This is a genomic window from Arthrobacter sp. SX1312 (assembly GCF_002929295.1).
Taxonomy (GTDB): domain Bacteria; phylum Actinomycetota; class Actinomycetes; order Actinomycetales; family Micrococcaceae; genus Arthrobacter_D.
Window position 1 is genome coordinate 1,035,173 of the sequence record NZ_PJIM01000001.1, and the last position, 19,902, is coordinate 1,055,074.

The 19,902-nt window shown below is 69.6% G+C and carries 18 protein-coding genes and 1 tRNA gene; 12 read left to right on the forward strand and 7 right to left on the reverse strand.

The window, feature by feature from the left end; all coding sequences use genetic code 11:
- Nucleotides 1–78 precede the first annotated feature (78 nt).
- The 6 genes from CXQ92_RS04905 to CXQ92_RS04930 all read right to left on the reverse strand — a co-directional run bounded on the left by CXQ92_RS04905 (nucleotide 79) and on the right by CXQ92_RS04930 (nucleotide 6,742).
- Nucleotides 79–783, reverse strand: a complete 705-nt coding sequence (locus CXQ92_RS04905) for a response regulator transcription factor (RefSeq protein ID WP_104165733.1) — start codon at nucleotides 781–783, stop codon at nucleotides 79–81.
- A 157-nt stretch (nucleotides 784–940) separates the two neighbouring features.
- Entirely contained in the window at nucleotides 941–2,587 is a 1,647-nt protein-coding gene (locus CXQ92_RS04910; protein ID WP_258069708.1) for an MFS transporter, read from the reverse strand.
- Entirely contained in the window at nucleotides 2,581–3,054 is a 474-nt protein-coding gene (locus CXQ92_RS04915) for a hypothetical protein (RefSeq protein WP_104165735.1), read from the reverse strand. Before CXQ92_RS04915 ends, CXQ92_RS04910 begins: the two co-directional genes overlap by 7 nt.
- 363 nt (nucleotides 3,055–3,417) lie before the next feature.
- Nucleotides 3,418–4,323 (reverse strand): YsnF/AvaK domain-containing protein, encoded by a 906-nt coding sequence (locus CXQ92_RS04920; protein ID WP_104165737.1) that lies wholly within the window; start codon nucleotides 4,321–4,323, stop codon nucleotides 3,418–3,420.
- Between the two features lie 148 nt (nucleotides 4,324–4,471).
- Nucleotides 4,472–5,095, reverse strand: a complete 624-nt coding sequence (locus CXQ92_RS04925) for a hypothetical protein (protein WP_104165739.1) — start codon at nucleotides 5,093–5,095, stop codon at nucleotides 4,472–4,474.
- Nucleotides 5,096–5,521: 426 nt separating this feature from the next.
- Nucleotides 5,522–6,742, reverse strand: a complete 1,221-nt coding sequence (locus tag CXQ92_RS04930) for a beta-ketoacyl synthase (RefSeq protein WP_104165741.1) — start codon at nucleotides 6,740–6,742, stop codon at nucleotides 5,522–5,524.
- A gap of 275 nt (nucleotides 6,743–7,017) precedes the next feature.
- Between CXQ92_RS04930 and CXQ92_RS04935 the strand changes: the two genes are divergently transcribed.
- From CXQ92_RS04935 to hrpA, 12 genes are all read left to right on the forward strand, one after another.
- Nucleotides 7,018–7,809 carry a ZIP family metal transporter gene (locus CXQ92_RS04935; protein WP_104165743.1) on the forward strand — a complete coding sequence of 264 codons (792 nt, stop codon included), beginning with the start codon at nucleotides 7,018–7,020 and terminating at the stop codon, nucleotides 7,807–7,809.
- A 230-nt stretch (nucleotides 7,810–8,039) separates the two neighbouring features.
- Entirely contained in the window at nucleotides 8,040–8,480 is a 441-nt protein-coding gene (locus CXQ92_RS04940) for a hypothetical protein (protein ID WP_258069709.1), read from the forward strand.
- Nucleotides 8,474–8,710, forward strand: a complete 237-nt coding sequence (locus CXQ92_RS04945) for a helix-turn-helix transcriptional regulator (protein ID WP_104165747.1) — start codon at nucleotides 8,474–8,476, stop codon at nucleotides 8,708–8,710. Before CXQ92_RS04940 ends, CXQ92_RS04945 begins: the two co-directional genes overlap by 7 nt.
- Nucleotides 8,707–9,678, forward strand: a complete 972-nt coding sequence (locus CXQ92_RS04950) for an NAD(P)-dependent alcohol dehydrogenase (RefSeq protein WP_104165748.1) — start codon at nucleotides 8,707–8,709, stop codon at nucleotides 9,676–9,678. The genes CXQ92_RS04945 and CXQ92_RS04950 overlap by 4 nt, the downstream gene beginning before the upstream one ends.
- Before the next feature lie 158 nt (nucleotides 9,679–9,836).
- Nucleotides 9,837–9,909: transfer RNA gene (locus CXQ92_RS04955), tRNA-Arg, on the forward strand.
- A 103-nt stretch (nucleotides 9,910–10,012) separates the two neighbouring features.
- On the forward strand, nucleotides 10,013–10,744 hold the full coding sequence (locus tag CXQ92_RS04960; RefSeq protein ID WP_181033551.1) for a DUF4129 domain-containing protein: 732 nt from the start codon (nucleotides 10,013–10,015) through the stop codon (nucleotides 10,742–10,744).
- Entirely contained in the window at nucleotides 10,741–11,205 is a 465-nt protein-coding gene (locus CXQ92_RS04965) for a hypothetical protein (protein WP_104165752.1), read from the forward strand. Before CXQ92_RS04960 ends, CXQ92_RS04965 begins: the two co-directional genes overlap by 4 nt.
- Nucleotides 11,206–11,306: 101 nt before the next feature.
- Nucleotides 11,307–12,242, forward strand: coding sequence for a MoxR family ATPase (locus CXQ92_RS04970; protein WP_258069799.1), 936 nt, complete (start codon nucleotides 11,307–11,309; stop codon nucleotides 12,240–12,242).
- Entirely contained in the window at nucleotides 12,235–13,620 is a 1,386-nt protein-coding gene (locus tag CXQ92_RS04975) for a DUF58 domain-containing protein (RefSeq protein ID WP_104165756.1), read from the forward strand. The genes CXQ92_RS04970 and CXQ92_RS04975 overlap by 8 nt, the downstream gene beginning before the upstream one ends.
- Complete coding sequence (locus CXQ92_RS04980; protein ID WP_104165758.1) at nucleotides 13,617–14,144, forward strand: hypothetical protein; 528 nt, start codon at nucleotides 13,617–13,619, stop codon at nucleotides 14,142–14,144. Before CXQ92_RS04975 ends, CXQ92_RS04980 begins: the two co-directional genes overlap by 4 nt.
- A gap of 79 nt (nucleotides 14,145–14,223) precedes the next feature.
- Nucleotides 14,224–15,240 carry a YafY family protein gene (locus CXQ92_RS04985; RefSeq protein ID WP_104165760.1) on the forward strand — a complete coding sequence of 339 codons (1,017 nt, stop codon included), beginning with the start codon at nucleotides 14,224–14,226 and terminating at the stop codon, nucleotides 15,238–15,240.
- Nucleotides 15,241–15,287: 47 nt separating this feature from the next.
- Entirely contained in the window at nucleotides 15,288–19,328 is a 4,041-nt protein-coding gene (gene hrpA / locus CXQ92_RS04990) for an ATP-dependent RNA helicase HrpA (RefSeq protein ID WP_104165762.1), read from the forward strand.
- On the opposite strand, the gene CXQ92_RS04995 is transcribed toward hrpA, so the two are convergent.
- A complete protein-coding gene (locus CXQ92_RS04995) occupies nucleotides 19,300–19,902 on the reverse strand; it encodes a hypothetical protein (RefSeq protein WP_146067388.1) in 603 nt (200 codons plus the stop codon). The two genes, hrpA and CXQ92_RS04995, sit on opposite strands and share 29 nt — an antisense overlap.

Genomic DNA, 19,902 nt, shown 5'->3' on the forward strand with positions numbered 1-19,902 from the left:
GAACTCTGCAGTGCACCCTGTCGATCTCGGGGGCGCTCGGTCCAGGACCGAGGTCGTGCTCGCTGTGCCCCTGCGCAGCTAGCTGGGCAAGGGCTCGACCGATGTGGAAATGTAGACGGCGGCCTGGGTCCGCCGCTGGAAGCCCAGTTTCGCCAGGATCGAGGACACATGGTTCTTGATGGTCTTCTCGGCCAGGAACAGTTCGCCGGCGATTTCCCGGTTCGACATGCCCTTCCCGATCAGGGTCAGGATCTTCCTTTCCTGCGTCGTCAGACGGGCAAGGCGGGCATCTTCCTCCGGTATGTCGTGCAGCCCGGCAATGATGCGCTCCTTCATGCCGGGCTCGAACAGGGACTCACCCGCGGCGGCCCGGAGGACTTTCCCGACCAGATCGGAGCCGAGAATCTCCTTCAGGATGTACCCCGAGGCCCCGGCGAGTACCGCCCCGCGCACGGCCTGGCGATCGTCGTAACTGGTCAGAATGACGCAGGAGAGGGAAGGGTTGATGGAGCACACATTCCGGCATACCTCGATCCCCGTTCCATCCGGGAGCCTCACATCCAGGATCGAGACGTCCGGTGACAGGGCCGGGATCCGGCGCGTGGCTTCCTCGGCGGAACCGGTTTCCCCGACAATCACACACCCCTCGGTCTCCAACAGTTCTCGCAGCCCCCGCCGCACCAGTTCGTGGTCATCGAGGAGGAATACCGTGACGTCCTTCACCTGCTGAGCCTTATCGCCTGCATACGGGCCCCCTTTCACGCCATCCAACTGGCTCTTCATGAATTCGTGATGACACCAAATGTCAGCTTCATCCCCTGCCAGCCGCGCCTGCTAGGGCCATACGTCCCTGAAAGGACGGGTGGATCCTAACGATCATCGCCGCCTTCGACGGCTTCTTCGTGGGACTGATGACGGCTCATTGGTCGCCGTGGGAAACCTAGCGGGACTCTGCGGGTTCCGTAGGCTCCGCACGGTGTGGGGTTTCGTCCGGCGCTCCGACGGCCTCTTCGGGGAGCCGTCCGGTGAGGAACAGGGCGGCAGTCGCCAGCAGTGCGGCCAGAGCCAGTGCCACCCGCAGTGCTTCCAGCCGCGAGTCCGAGTTGACCGCCATGATGGCATCAGCGGCTTCCTGGTCGATGTCGGCGTTGTCCAGCGCTTCCTGGAGCTGCGTATCGGAGATGAACGGGATACCACTGGCCAGCTGGACCGATGCTTCCTCCTGCACCGAACTCGGAACCGCGGGATTATTCTGGATGCCGGCCATGAACGAGGTACTCAGGGTCGCGATGAGTACCGACCCGATCAGCGCGGTACCCAGGGAGGCCCCGAGGTTGGTGGCCGTATTCTGCAGCCCGCCGACCTCCGCGCTCTGGGAGTCCGGGACCGCCGACACCGTGATGGCGCCCAGCTGCGACGACAGCGCCCCCAATCCGAAGCCCATCAGCAGCATCGGGATTGCGACGATGCCCGCATCCGCCCCTGGATCCATACCTCCCACGAGGATGAGAATGCCGACGATCATCAACATCAGACCCAGGCGGATGACACGGCGCGGGTTTGCACGGGGCCACACCTTCGGGATTCCTGCCGCAGCTAGAATCAGCGCCACGGACAGCGGGAAAATCCGGATCCCGGTCTCCAGAGCGCTCAGTTCCAACACCACCGACAGGAACAGCGGAATGGTGAAGAACACGCCGGCCTGCACGAGGAATTGAGCGAAGAATATACTGAGCCCCCCGGTGAGGCGCTCGTTCCGGAACAGTCCGGGGTCGATCAGCGGCTCGCCGCCCACTGCGGCAAGATGCGTTGTTCTCCGCAGGAACACATAAAGGACGAGCAGCCCGCCGATCATCAGCCACACCACAGGGGACAGACCCAGAACCGTCGGCGCGCCGGGCTTCGACTGCACCCATCCCCACTCACCCGAACGCAGCACGGCATAGACAACCATGGCCAGTCCCACGATCGACAATGCGGATCCTACGAAATCGAGCCGGACCTTGGCCGCAGGGACGTCCTCGACCCTGCGCAGAACCAGCAGGATCGCCAGGACGATGATCACCTCGCCGACGAAAACATAACGCCACGATGCGAACGTGGTCACGGCGCCACCGATGAGAGGACCTGCGGCGACCGCCATGGCCCCTGCAGCGGCCACCAGTCCGTAAGCCCCGGCTCGGCGTTCCGGCGGGAAGTTGGCCGCGACGAGCGACACGATCGCGGGCATGATCAATGCAGCCCCTATACCCTCCAGAAGGGACCAGCCGAAGAGCAGCACTCCCAGGTTCGGCGCAAGCGCCGTCGTCAGTGAACCTGCGGCATAGATGATCAGACCCAGCGCGAAAGCACGCCGACGGCCCATGATGGTCCCCACCTTGCCGCCGGTGATCATCAGCGACGCCATGACCAGGGTGTACAGGGTGATAGCGGTTTGGATGCCGGTGATCGTCGTCCCAAGGTCCGCGGCCACCGTGGCCATCGAGACGTTCATCACGGAACTGTCGAGAGTCATCAGGAACTGGCCGGACGCCAGGACGGCCAGAACAAGCCCGGAGCCGGCCCGTGACTTCTGCACACTCAACACGTGGCCTCCGCCTGCAGATCACTGACCGTGGCCTGGACGTCGGCGGCTTCATCCCGCAGGGAGGCGATCGCCTGACTCAGGGTGGCATCGTCGGGAACAGCCTCGACGGCTCGAACCAACTCATCCTTGGCCGTCCGCACAGCGCCCACCTGGTCCTCCGCGACGTCCTGACTCGCTTCGATCAGGTCGTCGTAGGTTGTTACGACCTCATCTCGCGCCGCATCGAGCTGTTCCACGGTGACACCCGGCGTGAGTGTCTGTTTGAAAGCTGTCAGGGCTGCAGCAAAGTCGCTCGCTGCCGTGCACACCTCCGAGACGTTCTCCGGCGCCCTACTGCTGGCGCTTGTACTGGGGATCGAGGTGCTGGGAGTCGACGTGCCGGGGGTCGACGTATTGCAGCCCGTGAGCACTGCGACAGCTACCCCGAGTGCGATGAATCCAGCAAGGATCGAACCTGATCTCGACATCGGAGGCTCCTTTGCAAAAGCATTCCCGGGACCGTCTCAGCCAGGCTGAAGGCCCCCGTTTTCTCAGTGTCGGGCGGTCCGACAGGCCGCCGCAGTCACATCCTGTGTGCCGGTGCCGAGCGGCGCGTCACCCACCCGGGGTGACCCCACTCGGGCGCTGGGCTTGAAGACCTGACCTGGCAGTTCGGCGGGGCGGCCGTGAGGTTCCTACCGCGTGGCTGATGTAGGACTGTCGAAATACCCACCACGACGCCCGTTAGCATCGGTCCTACGGTGGAACTCCTGGACAATGAGGAGGGGCGCTGCCCAGGCAGCGCCCCTACGTGTAGCTGGTGGTGCCGGCGGATCTACCCGCCGTTGACCCTACTGTGTGCGGCGGCCTGTGCCGTCGGTGGTGTCGCCGACGTCGGTGCCATCGGCGTCGAGGACCTCGATCTTTTCCTTGCGGACCTCTTCGGTGACGGTTTCCTGGGCGGTGACGGTTTCCTTGTCGAGGCGCACGCGCTCGACCGGAACGGCTTCCTTCTCGACCACGGGACGCTCGGCGTGGAGGACGACTTCGTGTTCCTCTTCGCTGATCGACGGACCGTCGAGGGCGTCACCCCGGTTGGCGTCGGTGATGGGCTCACGCTCGATGCGAACCTCTTCGTGCGTGACGGGAACAGTCTTGGTGACGTTCTCCGTGACGACGTACTTGCGCAGACGGGCACGGCCGGCCTCGCGGCGCTCGGTACCCACGTGGAGCTGCTCTTCCGAGCGGGTCATCGCGTCATCGGTGGTGGGGCCGGAGGTGTCATGACCCACTGTGGTGCCCGAGCGGTCGTGACGCTCGTCGCCGGCCTGGTACCCCGCCTCGTAGCCGGCAGTCCCGTTCGTGGTGCGGGTGGTGTCGCTGTCGAGGAAGTCGCCGCCGGACTTGCCCGTGGTCCCGGCAGGCGTACCGGTGGTGTGTCCGGAGAGGCCGTAGTGCCGGTAGAGGCGGTCCTCTTCTTCGGGGCTGAGGTCTCCGTCGGACTCGATGCGGGGCGCGTCCTTGACCTGATCCTTCGTGTACCCGATGGTCACATCGTTGCCGTTGACGTTCGCTCCCTGCAGGGGCGCGAAGGACTCCGAGGTGCCGAACAGGCCGGTCTTGACGGTGACCCAGCTCGGGTCCTGCGTCTGGTCATCCAGGTACACCTGGCCCACCGATCCGATCTTGGATCCGTGGGAGTCCAAAACGTGGCCGCGGCCGGAGAGGATGGTGTCGATGTCGTTCTGCGTGATCATAAGATCTCCTTCCGGAGGAACCGGGAGTGATACCCGGCTTCCTCCGATCTACGTGAGGCAATGACTGATGCGGAACCGGACCCGTGTGGGGCCGGTCGATGTCGCTGGTCCTGCTGATGTGTTGCTGGGGCGGTGCCGGAGGCCGGTGTTAGTGGGTGATACCGGCCTGGTGGTCGATGCCGGCCTGGTCGACCTTGCGGTGGAAGCGCATGCCGGCCTTTCCGCCGAGAATGGCCCCGATCAGGGGGACCAGGACGGCGATCGCGAGGGCGATGAGGCCGCTGGCGGTGAGCAGGCTGCCGTCGACGGGGATCTGCGGCGCGCCGCCGATGCTCGAGAGGACGTTGAACTGGTCGCCGGCGATGGCGGCGAGGATCGCGACGATGATCGCGATGATGATGCCCCATACCCACACGGCGACGCCCTGCTTCACACCGTCGAAGCGGGCCATGCGCCCGGCGACGTACCCGCCGCAGTAGTAGGCGACGAACAGGATGATCGCGAGGACGATCCCGCTGACGATGCCGAGGGTCTCCGCGTTCTGCGTAGCCTGGTTCGCGGCGTCCGAGGCGCCGCTGGTGTTCGCGGCCCCTACACCTGCACCGACTGCGGTGGCGAGCGCGCTGAGCAGGACGGTCAGTCCGATGGCGGTGAGCCAGCCGAAGAACGCCGAGCCCCACTTGATGCCGCCGAAGCGTTCCTTCTCCGCAGCGACGACGTCGTTCCTGCGGCCCTTGGGGGTACTCGCCCCGGAAGTGTTGTTCTCTGCCATGTCAGATCTTCTTTCGTCTCAGTCATACACGTGCCGCTTCGTGGGAACCTTCTCCGAACTGCACCTCCGACGTAGCGTCGGAGGGTCCGAAATGGAAGGCCGCGGCAGCGCGCGGTTGATTGTTCGCCGCCTTCAGGCGTTGAAAGAGCCTCGTCATAACTCCTTCGCAGAGGCATGCCTCCACGTCCACAACCTAAGCATACTGATAGTAAGGATGCTTTGCTTCACGGGCTGAGCAACCTACTGGGGCCTTGACATCTGCAGGCATCACCATCGCTGCGGCTGCTGCTGCTACGCGCCGAAGGTCGATCAGGCCCTCGAGCTGTGGCTCGGACCGGAGCCGTATCTGCGTGCTCTTCTTCGTGCCACAGCTGCGTGCTGGAGCGACTGGAGGGCGGCGGGACACCGCCCTCCAGGAGGAGTCCGTCAGGCAGCGGTGATGATGAGGGCGGCGCTGTGGCCGCCGAATCCGAAGGCGTTGGTGATGGCAGCTTTCGAGGCTGCACATCCCGTCGTCGTATTGATGATGTTCAGATGGATCTTCGGGTCGGGATTCTCGTAGTTGAGCGTGCCGGGAAGCTGTCCTGTCCGAAGGGCCTCGATGGCCACGATGGCGCCGAGCGTTCCGGCTCCTCCCAGCAGGTGACCGGTCATGGACTTGGTCGAGGTGACAGGCACATCATCGCCGACCACCGCAGTGATCGCACCGGCTTCGAGCAGGTCACCGATGGGGGTGGACGTGGCGTGCGCGTGGACGAAGTCGATATCCGACCCTGTCAGCCCTGCCGTCGCAAGAGCTTTTTGCATGACCCGGTGTTGGATGGCTTGATCCGCGGCCACGATATCCCCTGCATCAGAGGTGACGGCGGCCCCTGCGATCCGCCCCAGGATCTCGGCTCCCCGCGCCCGGGCGAAGTCCTCCCGCTCGAGGACGACGACGCCGGCACCCTCGGCGATCACGAACCCGTTCCGGTCCCGATCGAAAGGCCGCGAAGCACCCGCCGGATCCCCTTCGCTCGTGGACAGAGCCCGGAGCTGAGCGAAACCGCTGATCGCCAATTCGTTCACGCAGGCATCCACTCCCCCGGCCACGACGACGTCGACCGCCCCCGACATGATCATCTCGACGCCCTGGGCGATCGCTTCGGCCCCGGAGGCACAGGCACTCACCGGCGTCCGGGCGCCTCCCTGCGCGCCGATATCGATGGACACCCACGCCGACGGACCATTGGCCATGATCTGCGTCAACGTATGCGGAGACACTCGACGCGAGCCCTGGGCATCCAAGGTCCGGACCTGGGACAACACCGTACCCAGACCTCCGTAACCGGACCCGATGACCACGGCGAGCCTGTCCGGCTCGACGGCCGGCTTGCCGGCCTGGTGCCATGCCTCCCTCGATGCGACCAGTGCGAAATGCCCACACCGATCCATCCGCCGATACTCCCTGGTGGAGAGCGATGCCGCGGGATCGGCGGCAACAAGACCGGCAACCCGTACCGGCAGCTCCTGCGCCCATGGCTGGTCCAGGACCGCGATGCCGGACCGACCCTCGATGAGGCTGTCCCAGGTTCGGGCGACCGTCTCTCCGACAGGAGTCATGGCCCCCATCCCTGTCACCACCACCCCGAGTGCATTCGCGACCATCAATCCGTCCTTCCACTGTTCCGATAGAGGTGTCCCGCTCGCCCGCGACACTGCCCGTCAGCGGCTGGGACTCATCCCAGTACCTCACGAATACTTCCGCAATCCCATTGAACAGCCGCCTGAGGAACAGGATGCGTATCGGAGCTGGAGCGGTTCGTGGTGGGCGAATCCGATGAGGCCGTCCTTGGAGCAGTTGACCGAGCACCTGACTGGGCACCCGATGCATTTGTCGCCGCACTCCTTCACCCCGTGGCACGGATTCCTATACTGGGCCCATGATGATGTCGCTGATGTTCGGTGTGGTGGCTTCCAGTGCGCTGATCATCGGAGCAGTGATCGGGGTCCGGTTCGATCTGCCCAAACGGGTGCTGGCGATCCTTCTGTCCTTCGCGGCGGGGTCTCTCATCACCGCGCTGGCGTTCGAGCTGTTCGAGGACGCCTTCGAACAGGGCGGGATCTGGCGGGCAGCGCTTGGCCTGCTCGCGGGCGCCCTGGTCTTCACCGTTCTCAGCGCACTCCTCGACCGGTGGGCCCAGGCCGGTCCCGAACCGGAGGCCGCAGACGACTATCAGGGCAGCGCCAAACTGGACACCGACGCCGCGGCGACTGGGGAGACATCCTCCAAGGCATCGACGCGCGGCGCAGCAGGTCTCGCTCTTCTGGCCGCTGTCACACTCGATGGCGTGCCCGAGAATGTGGCGCTGGGCGTCGCCCTCGGCGGAGGAACCGGCGGACTGGCCCTGCTGGCCGCGATCTTCGTGTCCAACCTCCCCGAAGCTCTCGTAGGAGCATCATCCATGCGCGCCCAGGGCAGGTCCACGGGACGCATCCTCGGACTGTGGGGCGCCTGCGCGGTGTTGCTGGTCCTGGCCGTCGTGATCGGCGCCGGCCCCCTGTCCGGGGCAGACCCGGAAGCCATTTCCCTGCCCCTGGCCTTCGCCGCCGGCGCTGTGATCGCATCCCTGGCCGACACCCTCATGCCCGAAGCCTACGAGCACGGCGGACCCGCAGTTGCCATGAGCACCGCCGCCGGCTTCGTCCTCTCCTTCGTCCTCTCCCTCATCTGACCGCCGGCAGAGATCGCTCGAGATCGACTCCCGCAACGGCGCAGACCATCCCTCTCGGCAATCGGTGCAGCACCACTCCGCGTTCGACGTCGCCGCCCTCCTGGCGAGTGGCTTCGTCCTGACGGCCGGCGTCGTGTCACAGGGGCCCGACCACCCGGTCATGTAAAAGATCCTTGACACATCCCCGAGGCAGGCATAGCTTGTGCGTGTCAATAATGTTTTACAAGGGAGTGGCCTTGTCAGCGCAGGAGAAGAACGCGTGGATTCTCGGAATGGTCGCGGTGCTCGGGTACGCGGTCTACCTCCGCCTGCTGCTCGGCAGCGGCTTCGGCGCACTGACGGAGCGCCCTTACGCGCCGATCATGCTCTGGACCATCGTGGGCGGGATCGTCGCCGGCATCGTGATCAACATCCTTGTCGGCATCGTCTCCGGTATGTTCCGACGGGATGCCGGGCGCGTCGACCAGCGGGACCGGCAGATCGCGCGATTCGGTGACCAGGTCGGCCAGTCGTTCGTCATCCTCGGCGCTGTCTCGGCGCTGTTGCTCGCGATGCTCGAGGCGGACTCCTTCTGGATCGCGAACGTCATCTACCTGGGGTTCGTGCTGTCCGCGGTCCTCGGATCGATCACCAAGGTCGTCGGCTACCGGCGGGGGCTGCCGGAATGGTGAAGCCCACCCGCGTCCGCAACAGGATCCGCGCCCTGCGCGCCACGCACGGCGAGATGACCCAGGCCGAGCTCGCAGACCGGATCGGCGTCACCCGCCAGACCGTGATCGCCATCGAGCAGGGCCGCTACTCCCCCACACTCGAGCTCGCGTTCCAGATCGCGCGAGTCTTCGGCGTCGGACTCGACGCCGTCTTCCAGTACCCGGACACCGACGAAGGAGCATCCACATGAGGGCGATCGTGCAGGACGAATACGGAGACGCGGACGTGCTGCGCCTCGAGGAGGTCGAGCGGCCGGAGCCCGGGCGCCACCAGGTCCTCATCCGCGTCCGCGCGGCGGGCGTCGATCCCAGTGTGTGGCACATCATGGCGGGCCGGCCCATCGGCGTGCGACCTGCCTTCGGCGTCCGCAGGCCGCGGCAGCGCACCCGCGGGGCGGATGTCGCGGGCATCGTCGAAGCGGTGGGCCCCGAGGTCACTCGGTTCGCCCCGGGCGACGAGGTCTTCGGCGTCGCATCCGGCAGCTTCGCCGACTTCGCGCTCGCCTCGTCGGAGAAAGGGCTGGCGCCCAAGCCTGCAGGGTTGAGCTTCGCCGAGGCGGCGGTCCTCCCGATCTCCGGCTGCACCGCGCTCCAGGGTCTCCGCAGGGGTGGCGTGGCAGCGGGCACGCGCGTGCTCGTGCTCGGCGCTTCGGGTGGCGTCGGATCATTCGCGGCACAGTTGGCGAAGGCGTCCGGCGCCCACGTCACGGGAGTAGCGAGCACAGGCAAGCTCGACTTCGTCCGCGGCCTCGGCGCTGACGAGGTGCTGGACTACACCCGGCAGGACCCGGTGGACGGCACACGCCGCTTCGACCTCATCCTCGACACCGGCGGCAACCGCCCGCTGCGGAAGCTGCGGCGGGCCCTCGCCCCCGATGGAACGCTCGTCCTCGTCGGCGGGGAGGGCGGCCGTGGACTGCTGGGCGGCTTCGAGCGGGCCATGGTCGGCGCACCGGCCCTGTCGCTCGTCACCCGTCAGAAACTCCGGGGTCTCATGGCCGTCACAAGCCGCGACGATCTCGCCGCCCTCACGGGGTTCGTCGAGGCGGGCCGGCTGCGCGCGCCACTCGAGCGTACCTTTCCCCTGGAAGAGGCTCCGGACGCCATCCGCTACCTGCACGCCGGGAAGGTCCGCGGCAAGGTCGCCATCACACTCTGACCGCTGGCGCGGATCACCGTGGGGCGCCCCGGTCGCGGGCGGACACTTCCGCGGACCCGAGTGCCCGGCGCTCCGCTCCCCGCGCCGGCGTTTTCCCCACACAAGCGCCACCTGCTAAGCTCGATGAGTCCCTAACGGGTACGGGAGTTCCCGTATCTGCCTTCGTAGCTCAGGGGATAGAGCGTCTGCCTCCGGAGCAGAAGGTCGTAGGTTCGAATCCTATCGAGGGCACATCCACCGCCGTCGGCCATCAGGCCGGCGGCGGTCCTGTTTTGGTAGGCTCCACAGGATGCGGGCCTCGGGGTGCGCACGGGCACCGACCGGCGGGGGGATCGTGGGGACAGCAGCCGGACCGCCGCGCGCCTCCGCCGCCCTGACCCTGGTCGTCCTGGTCCTCGTCGTCCTCGCCGCAGCCTTCGTCGGCGACTTCTCCGCCGATCCCGTGATGGACCCGGCGGTCAGCTCCCCCCGACAGCCGGAGTCCCCCGCCCCGACCGTGACGGTCACGGCCTCCTCCCTGCCCGACGGCGAGCGCATCGTCGTCGACGGAGGCCCCCTGGCGGCGGTCACGCTTGTCCTCCTCATGCTCGCGCTGGCCCTCCTGACGCGGTTCCTGCTGCGCTTCCGCGGCCGGCACGGACCCGGCGGGGCTCCCCTGGAGCAGGCCGATCTCGACCACGCCGGCACCGTCGCCCTCGCATCGGTGACGCTGCCGGCGTGGGCGGCGACGTCGCATGCCGCGCTGGTGAGCGGCGGCGCCACCTCGGACACGATCATCCGGTGCTGGCTCGACCTCGAGCGCATGTGCGCGGAGGCGGGCGCCGGCCGCACGCCCTCGCAGACGACGTCGGACTTCGCCTCCGCCCTGGCGGCCACCCTCGATGTCCCTCCCCTGCCGCTGACCACCCTCAACCACCTGTACCAGCGCGCCCGCTTCGGGCAGGCAGGCCGGAGTCGCTCCACCGATCCCCTGGGTCCCGCCGATCGGGACACGGCGGTGGCGAGCGTGGACGAGCTGACGCGGTCCCTGGCCGCACGCGCCCGGCACCCGGGGGTCCGGCCGTGAAGCGGTCCGCATGGGCCGTCACGGTCGTGCTCGTCGGCCTCGCGCTCGTCGCCGTCTGGTTCTTCGGGCTCGATGCCCGCCACGGCGTCGTCCTCGTCGGCGCAGCAGGCGCTGCGGGCATCGCGAACGGTGTCCTCGAGGCCGTCGATGTCCCGCGGATCGTCCTGGCGCGTCCGCCCGAGCCGGAGCGCGGCCTCGCGGACGTTCAGTCGCTCGAGTTCTCCCTCGCGTCGACGGACCCCGGGATGCGCGCGGTCCTCGAGGTGCACGGCCTTGCCCGCTCCGTGGCGGCGGCTCGGCCCGGCACGCCCCGCAGTGAAGGGCTCGATGCCTTCCTCGCTGAGGTCCGGCCCCCCGCGCTGACCCACCGCGAGCTCCGGGAGCTCGGCGCGGAACTGGAGCGCATCGTCCTCGCCCCGCAGACCGATCCGACGCCGATCCATCGCCAGGAGGCCCCATGACCGAGCCGAGCTCCTCCCCGCCGAGCGCCGCCGCGGACCCCGGCGCGGTCCTGACCGGCCCTGCCGACACACCGGGCGCGGATCGGCTCGATGCCGCTCGCATGGGCCGCGAGGTCCTCGCCCGCGCGGGGACGGTCGTCGTCGGCGCCGAGGGCGCCCTGCGCCTGGCCCTCGCGGCCGTGCTCGCGGGTGGCCACGTCCTGTTCGAGGACCTGCCCGGCCTCGGGAAGACCCTTGCGGCCAAGACCCTCGCCCAGGCGTTGGGGCTCGACTTCCGGCGCCTGCAGTTCACGCCGGACCTCCTGCCCTCGGACGTGACCGGCTCGTCCATCTTCAACCCGGCCACCCGGGAGTTCGAGTTCAAGCCCGGCCCCATCTTCGCGGGCCTCTTCCTCGCCGACGAGATCAACAGGACGTCCCCGAAGACCCAGTCCGCGCTCCTCGAGGCCATGGCGGAGGCGCAGGTGTCCGCCGAAGGCACCACCCTGCCGCTCCGGCGCCCCTTCCACGTGTTCGCCACCTCCAACCCCATCGAGTTCGAGGGCACCTACCCGCTGCCCGAGGCGCAGCTGGACCGCTTCCTGGTCCGCCTGCGCTTCGGCTACCCCGGCCCCGGCGGCGAGCAGGACATCATCACGCGACGCATCGCGCGGCGGCAGGACGAGACGCGGGTGGCGAGCGTGACCACGGCCGAGGGACTGTTGCGCCTGCAGGCCGCCGTCGAATCCGTGGGCGTGGACGACGACGTCATCGACTACGCGGTCCGGCTCACCGCCGCGACGCGGAACCATCCGGCGGTCGAGGTGGGCGCATCCCCCCGCGGGTCGCAGGGACTGGTCCTGCTCGGCCGCGCGCTCGCGGTCCTCGACGGCCGCACCTTCGTGCTGCCGGAGGACGTGAAGGAGGGCGCAGCGGCCGTCCTCGCGCACCGGCTGACGCTGACGCCGTCGGCCTGGGCGCAGGGCGTGGCGACGGAGAAGGTGGTGCGGGACGTGCTGGCCGAGGTGCCCACCCCGCCGACCGTGCCCCGTGGCTAGGGCCGCCGCCGTCCGGTCCCCCGTCTGGGCTCTCGCCGTCATCATCACGCTCGTCTGCGTGGTGGCGGGCCTGGTCTCCGGCCGCCCGGACACCGTGGCACTCGCGGCACCGCTCGCCTTCCTCGCGCTCGCTGGGCGCGCGGGGCCGCAACCCGGGAGCGCGTGCGAGGTGCGCATCACCGCGGACCGGCGGACCGAGACCCGGGGCCCGCGCCTGCGCCTGCTGCTGGCCCCGAGGGACGACGGCGGCACCCCGGACCCGGGACGCCTGGTCGTCACCACCCTGGCTGCCCCGGGGTACCCTCCGGACGCCGTCGTCCTGCTGGCCGGAGAGGAGTGCCCCCTGCTGGTGGACGCGCCGCCCTCCGGGGAGCGGGACGTCCTCGCCTACGGCGCCGCGAGTTTCGGTGCCGACCTCGCCCGGCCGTCCGCGTTCGTGGCCGCGCCACCGGTGCGCGTGGGCATCCTGCCGCCGATCGGCGCGACCCTCGCGCGCCCTGTCTCCCGACGGCTGGTGGGCCTCGCCGGCACGCATCGCTCGGGACGCCCGGGCGACGGCGGCGAGCTGCGGTCCGTCGCTCCCCTGCAACCCGGAGACCAGCTGCGGAGGATCGACTGGCGTGCCACGGCCCGCCGGTCGGCCGACCAGGACCGGCTCATGGTGCGGCGCACCTTCGCGGACGCGGAGGCCTCGGTCCTCCTCGTCGTCGACCAGGCGCACGATCTGCCGTCCTCGACCGCCGACTGGTTCGCTGCGGCTCCTCCACGCCTGGCGGCCGGATCGCTGCACGTGGCACGGACGGCCGCCACGACGGTCGCGGCCTCCTACCTCTCCGTCGGTGACCGCGTGGGCGTCGACGACCTGTCCGGCACGCGGCGCGCCCTGCGCTCGGCAGCCGGAGCACGGCATCTCGAACAGATCCGGGTCCGACTCGCCGGCACGGCGGTGGTGCCGCGGCGGCGGCGCCGGAGGGATCCCGTGCCGCCGCAGGGCGCCGTCGTCGTCGTGTTCTCCGCCTTCCTGGACAGCGAGCCGGCACGCCTGCTGCGGCTCTGGCACGCGCAGGGGCATGTGGTGGCGGGGGTCGACTGCATGCTGCCGCTCGACCGGACGGAGACGACGGCGGCGCAGGCCGAGGCGGTGCGGCTCACGCTCCTGCGGCGTCGCCTCCTGCTCGAGGACCTGCAGGGCGACGGCATCCCGGTGATCGCCGGGGCGACCGCCGACGCGCAGCCGGCCGCACGGCTCGCTCCACAGCCCGACCGGGCGGGCGGCCTCGGTGCGCCTTTCGGGCCGGACCTCGAGACCGGATTCCGGCTGCTGGCGCACCGGGCCGGGCGGCGTACGGGCCAGGGGTCCGCCCGGAGGACGCCATGACCCTGCAGCGGGGTGCCCGGACTCCGGGTTCGCCGGCCGTGCCCGACCGGCGGGGCCTCGTACCCCTGTGGGTGGTGCGCAGCGCGACCGCCCTCCTTGCCGTTCTCCTCGGCAGCATCGCCTGGAGCGGCTCCCTGTGGATCGTCCTGCCCGTCGTGGTGGCCGTGGGCGCGGCGGTGCTCCCGTCGATCGGCGTGGTGGCCCTGTCCCTGCTGCTGCTCGTCGTCGCCTACGCGGTGAACGTGCCCGCCGGGTCCCCGTGGCTCCTCGTGGTCGTCGCCGGGCTGCACGCCGTCTTCATCCTCTACCTCCTGCTCCTGCACCTGCCCCTGCGGGGATGGGTCAGCGTCGCGGCGCTCCGTCGGCTCGCCGTGTCCTTCCTCCGGATCCAGGCCGTGGCGCAGCCGGTGGCCGTCCTCGCCCTCCTGCTGGGCGATGCCGGATCCAGCCTGCCCGCGGTGCTGGCCGGTGTGGCGGCCCTGATCGCGTGGGCGGGATGGCTCATCCGGCGCCCGGGCCCCTGACACGCACCACGGCGGACCATCCGGGGAAGAGACCTGAATCAGGACAGCTCCCGTCCGCTTTCCGCCGTACCGTTGACCCATGATCGAGACCTCGGCGCGCCTGCTGCAGCTCCTCTCGCTCCTCCAGCTCCGGCGCGAGTGGACCGGACCCGCCCTCGCGCAGCGCATGGCGGTCACGGAGCGGACGGTCCGGCGGGACATCGGGAAGCTCCGCACGCTCGGCTACCCGATCAACGCCTCCCCCGGGGTAGCCGGCGGATACCAGCTCGGCGCCGGGGCCCAGCTGCCGCCCCTCCTGCTCGACGACGACGAGGCGCTCGCCGTCGCGATCGGCCTGACCGCGGTGACGGCCAGCCCGGTCTCCGGCGTGGGGGAAGCCTCGGTGCGCGCGCTCACCAAACTCGAACAGGTCCTGCCGCCCCGGCTGAGGCCCCGGTTCGCGGGACTGCGCTCGGCGGTGACGCGCATGGCCGCGGTGAGCACCCCGGTGGACCCGGAGATCCTGACCGCCCTCTCCGCGGCGATCACCGAGCGTCGCAGCGTCGCGTTCCGCTACGACCGGCACGACGGCGAGTCCTCCCGGCGCGTCGTCGAACCGTACCGGCTCGTGGACACCGGCCGGCGGTGGTACCTGGTGGCCTTCGACCGCACCCGGGAGGACTGGCGGACGTTCCGCGTGGACCGGTGCCGGAGCGTGCCGGTGGCACGGGACCGCTTCGTGCCGCGCCCGCTGCCCGCGCCCGACCTCGCGGTCTACGTGCAGGAGTCCATCACGCGCTCGCCCTTCTCCTACGATGCCCTCATCCGGTTCCACGCGCCGCTCGAGGAGCTGGCAGCGCACGTCCCGCCCAGCACGGGCACCCTCGAGGCCGACGGCGACCACCACACGCTCCTGAGGGCGGGCTTCGACTCCCTCGACTTCCCGCTGGCCTACCTGGCGAGCTGGGACATCGACTTCGAGGTCCTCGAACCGGCCGCGATGCGTGACCGCGCCGCCGTCGTCGCCGACCGGCTCCGCCGCGCAGGCGAGGCCACAGGGACGGCGGCGCCGGGCCTGCTGCACGACGGCGGAGGGCCGGAGCCCGGCCCTCGGTGAACATCCCGCCTGCGGCCCGGTGCGAGGAACTAGACTGGCAGGCAACTATGCCACTGACTATTTCCTACCCCGCGGATCTTCCCGTCTCGGAACGCCGGGCCGACATCATGGCCGCCATCGCGGCCAACCAGGTCACCATCATCGCCGGCGAGACCGGGTCCGGGAAGACGACGCAGATCCCCAAGATGTGCCTCGAGCTCGGCCTGGCGGAGCACGGGCTGATCGGTCATACCCAGCCCCGGCGCCTCGCGGCCCGCACCGTCGCCGAGCGCATCGCCGAGGAGCTGCAGGTGCCGCTCGGCGAGGAGGTGGGCTACCAGGTCCGTTTCACCGGGTCGGTGGGCCGCCGGACGAAGATCAAGCTGATGACGGACGGCATCCTCCTCGCCGAGATCCAGCACGACAGGATGCTGCGCAAGTACAGCACGATCATCATCGACGAGGCCCACGAGCGCAGCCTCAACATCGACTTCATCCTCGGCTACCTCAAGCGGATCCTGCCCGAGCGCCCGGACCTGAAGGTCATCATCACCTCGGCGACCATCGACCCCGAGCGCTTCGCCGCACACTTCGCCGCCGATGCCGCCGTCGCGGACACCTCCCCCGCACCCATCATCGAGGTCTCGGGCCGCACGTACCCGGTCGAGATCCGCTACCGGCCCCTGGACCAGCCGCCGGGCGGGCTCGACGACGGCGAGGGCGGCGCGGACAGCGAGCTCGAGGAGGAACGCGATCCGCTCGACGCCGTCTGCGACGCGGTGGACGAGCTGTCCCTCGAAGCCCCCGGCGACGTCCTCGTGTTCTTCTCCGGCGAGCGCGAGATCCGCGACGCCGCCGACGCCCTCCGCGCACGCATCCAGTCCACCACCCGCCTGCGCGGCACGGAGGTCCTCCCCCTCTTCGCGAGGCTCTCCCTCGAGGAGCAGCACCGCGTCTTCCGCCCCACCGGCAGCCACCGCCGCATCATCCTCGCGACGAACGTCGCGGAGACCTCCCTCACCGTACCCGGCATCAAGTACGTCGTCGACACCGGCACCGCACGCATCTCGCGCTACTCGCACCGCACCAAGGTGCAGCGGCTGCCGATCGAGCGTGTCTCCCAGGCCTCCGCGAACCAGCGGTCGGGCCGCAGCGGCCGGGTGTCCGACGGCATCGCCATCCGCCTCTACTCGGAGGAGGACTACGCGTCGCGGCGGCCGTTCACCGAGCCGGAGATCCTGCGGACCAGCCTCGCCGCGGTCATCCTGCAGATGGCGGCCATGGGCGTGACCCGCAGCCCCAAGGACATCGCGGAATTCCCGTTCGTCGAGCCCCCCGAGACCAAGGCGATCAACGACGGCGTCGCCCTGCTCCGTGAGCTCGGTGCGCTGAAGGACGACGGCGGCCTGTCCCCGGTGGGCCGCAAGCTCGCCCAGCTCCCCGTGGATCCCCGCCTCGGGCGCATGATCGTCGAGGCCGGGACGCGTGGCTCCGTCAAGGAGGTCATGGTGCTCGCCGCGGCGCTGACCATCCAGGACCCGCGGGAGCGGCCGTCGGCGGACCAGCCCGCCAGGCAGCAGCAGGCCGCGGAGAAGCACAAGCGTTTCGTGGACGAGAACTCGGACTTCACCGCCTACCTCAACCTGTGGCGGTACCTGCAGGAGAAGCAGGACGAACTCTCGTCCACGCAGTTCCGCAAACTGTGCCGCACCGAATTCATCAACTACCTGCGCGTGCGCGAGTGGCAGGACCTGTTCCAGCAGCTGCGCCAGCTCGCGAAGCCGCTCGGCATCACCCTGCCCGCGGGCCCCGTGGACCCCGTGGGACTCCATGAGCAGATCCACATCAGCCTGCTCGCGGGCCTGCTCGGCAACATCGGCCTCTACGACCAGCGCAAGCGCGAGTACTCCGGCGCACGCGGGACCCGCTTCGCCGTGTTCCCCGGGTCCGCGCTGTTCAAGAAGTCACCGGACTGGGTCATGGCCGCCGAACTCGTGGAGACCTCCCGGCTCTGGGCACGCGTCGTGGCGCGCATCGACCCCCTGTGGGCCGAGCAGGTGGCGCCGCACCTGGTGAAGCGCACGTACAGCGAACCGCACTGGTCCCGGAAGATGGGCTCGGTCATGGCGTACGAGAAGGTGACGCTCTACGGCGTGCCGATCGTGCCCCAACGCCGCATCAACTACGGGCGGATCGATCGGGAGGTGGCCCGCGAGCTGTTCATCCGGCACGCCCTCGTCGAAGGCGACTGGAAGACCCACCACACGTTCTTCAGTCGCAACCAGGCCCGCCTCGCCGAGGTGGAGGAACTCGAGAACCGGCTCCGACGGCGGGACCTGCGGGTCGACGACGAGACCCTGTTCGAGTTCTACGACCAACGGATCGGCCCGGACGTCGTCTCCGAGCGGCACTTCGACTCCTGGTGGAAGCAGGCACGCCACGAGCAGCCCGACCTGCTCGACTTCGACCCGGAGCAGCTCCTCAGCGAGGACGCGGCGGAGCTCGACGAGACGGCCTTCCCCAGTGCCTGGCACCAGGCGGGCTTCGAGCTGCCCCTGGCGTACGAGTTCTCACCCCTCACCCCCGGCGCGCACGACGGCGTGACCGTGACCATCCCCGTCCTGTTCCTGAACCAGCTGGACCCGAAGCCGTTCCGCTGGCAGATCCCCGGCCAGCGCGTGGAACTCGTCACCTCACTCATCAAGTCGCTGCCGAAACAGGTGCGGAAGAACTTCGTGCCCGCCCCGGACGTCGCCCGGAGCGCCGTCGCCGCCCTCGCGGCCGACTTCGATCCCGCGCAGGACGACCTCGAGGCGTCCCTCGAGCTCGCCCTGCGCCGCCTGCGGGGCCATGTCATCCCGCCCGGGTCGTGGACCTGGTCCGCGGTGCCGCCGCACCTGCTCATGATGTTCCGCATCGTCGACGCCGGCGGTCGCGTGCTCGACGAGTCCCGCGATCTGGAGGCGCTCAAGGAGGCCCTGGCACCGGCGGTCAGCCGCGCGATCGCGGAATCCCTCGGAGCGACGCCCGGGAGCACCCGCCCGGCGGGCGGTCCGGGCCGCGGGGGCCGCGGGAAGGCGTCCGCCGGTCCCGCCGGCCGGAACGGCACGCGGACCGAGCCGGCAGGCCGCGGCTCCGGGCGGACGCACGCAGCGGACACCGCGGCGGGCGGGCAGGCCGAGCAGGGCGCCGCCCTGCCCCACGGAGCGGTGGCCGTGGCGGAGGCGCCCGCGGTCGCCGAGCGGACGGGCGAGAGCACCTGGGTCTTCGGGGACATCGAGCGCGAGGTGTCCCGCACGGTCGCCGGGCACCGTGTCACGGGGTTCCCCGCCGTCGTGGACGAGGGAACCTCGGTGGGCCTGCGGGTGTTCCCGACCGCCGGCGAGCAGTCGACGGCGATGCGGGCCGGGATCATCCGGCTCCTGTCCCTGCGCATCCCGAGCCCGGCGAAGTACGTCCTGGAGCACCTCAGCAACACCGAGAAGCTCACCTTCAGCCAGAACCCGCACGGCAGTGTCGCCGAGCTCATCCGGGACTGCTCGCTCGCGGCGATCGACAAGCTCGTCCCGGAGCAGCTGCCCTGGACCGAGGAGGCGTTTAACCGGCTGTACGAGGAGGTCCGCGCGGAGCTCATCGACACGGTCTTCATCGTGACCGCGACGGTGGAGAAGGTGCTCGCCAGCAACCGGCGCATCCAGAAGCAGCTCAAGGGGACCACGAGCCTGGCACTGATCACGGCCCTGAACGACGTCCGGAGCCAGCTCGAGCACCTCGTGCGACCCGGCTTCGTCGCGGCCACGGGCTACGCCCAGCTGGCGCACCTCCCGCGCTATCTGCGGGCCGTCGAGGTGCGGCTCGAGAAGCTGCCGACCAACGTGCAGCGCGACGGCCTCGCAACGGCGGTCGTCCAGCGGCTCGAGGACGAGTACGACGACGCCGTCGCGTCCCTCGCTGCAGGACGGCACCGGCCGGCGTCCCTGGCCCGCGTCCGCTGGATGATCGAGGAACTGCGGGTGAGCCTGTTCGCACAGGACCTCGGCACCGCCTACTCGGTGTCCGAGAAGCGTGTCAGGACGGCCCTCAACGAGGCCCTCGCCGAGACGCGCTGACCGCGACCCGCAGGGCGCCGTCCGGTGACGGAGCACCGGACGGCATCCGGTCGCCCCTGGCCCGGGCGGTGAGGTTCCGTGCCCTCTCCGCGACCGACGTCCGCGGATCGCCGGCCAGGCGCTCGAGCTGGGGGTCCAGCCACGCACGCAGGGCGGGATCGCCGGCGGACCAGGCGGACAGCGTCTCCATGGTGTTGATCAGCACGATCCAGTCGTGCTGCTGCTCCAGGTTGCGCTGGAGGATCACCGTGGCGCGGCGGCGCTGGTCCGGCGTCAGGTCCGGGGTGAGCCGCAGGAGCAGCTTCGCGAGCGTCCACTGTGCGGAGGGCTGGTCCAGCATGCCGACGTCGTCGATGAGCCGGTCCGCGAACGGGACCAGCCACTCGTGCCGCGCGGCCTCGAGGCGTTTGAGGGCGCTCGAGGTGCGCAGCCGCACCACCGGGTCGGTGCTGCCGTAGCACCCGAACAACTCCTCCAGCCGCGACCGGTCCGCCACCACGAGCTCCACGACCTCGACCGTGCGCCCCATCGAGTTGGGATGCCCGCCGGTCAACATGCTCTCGATAGCTTCCAT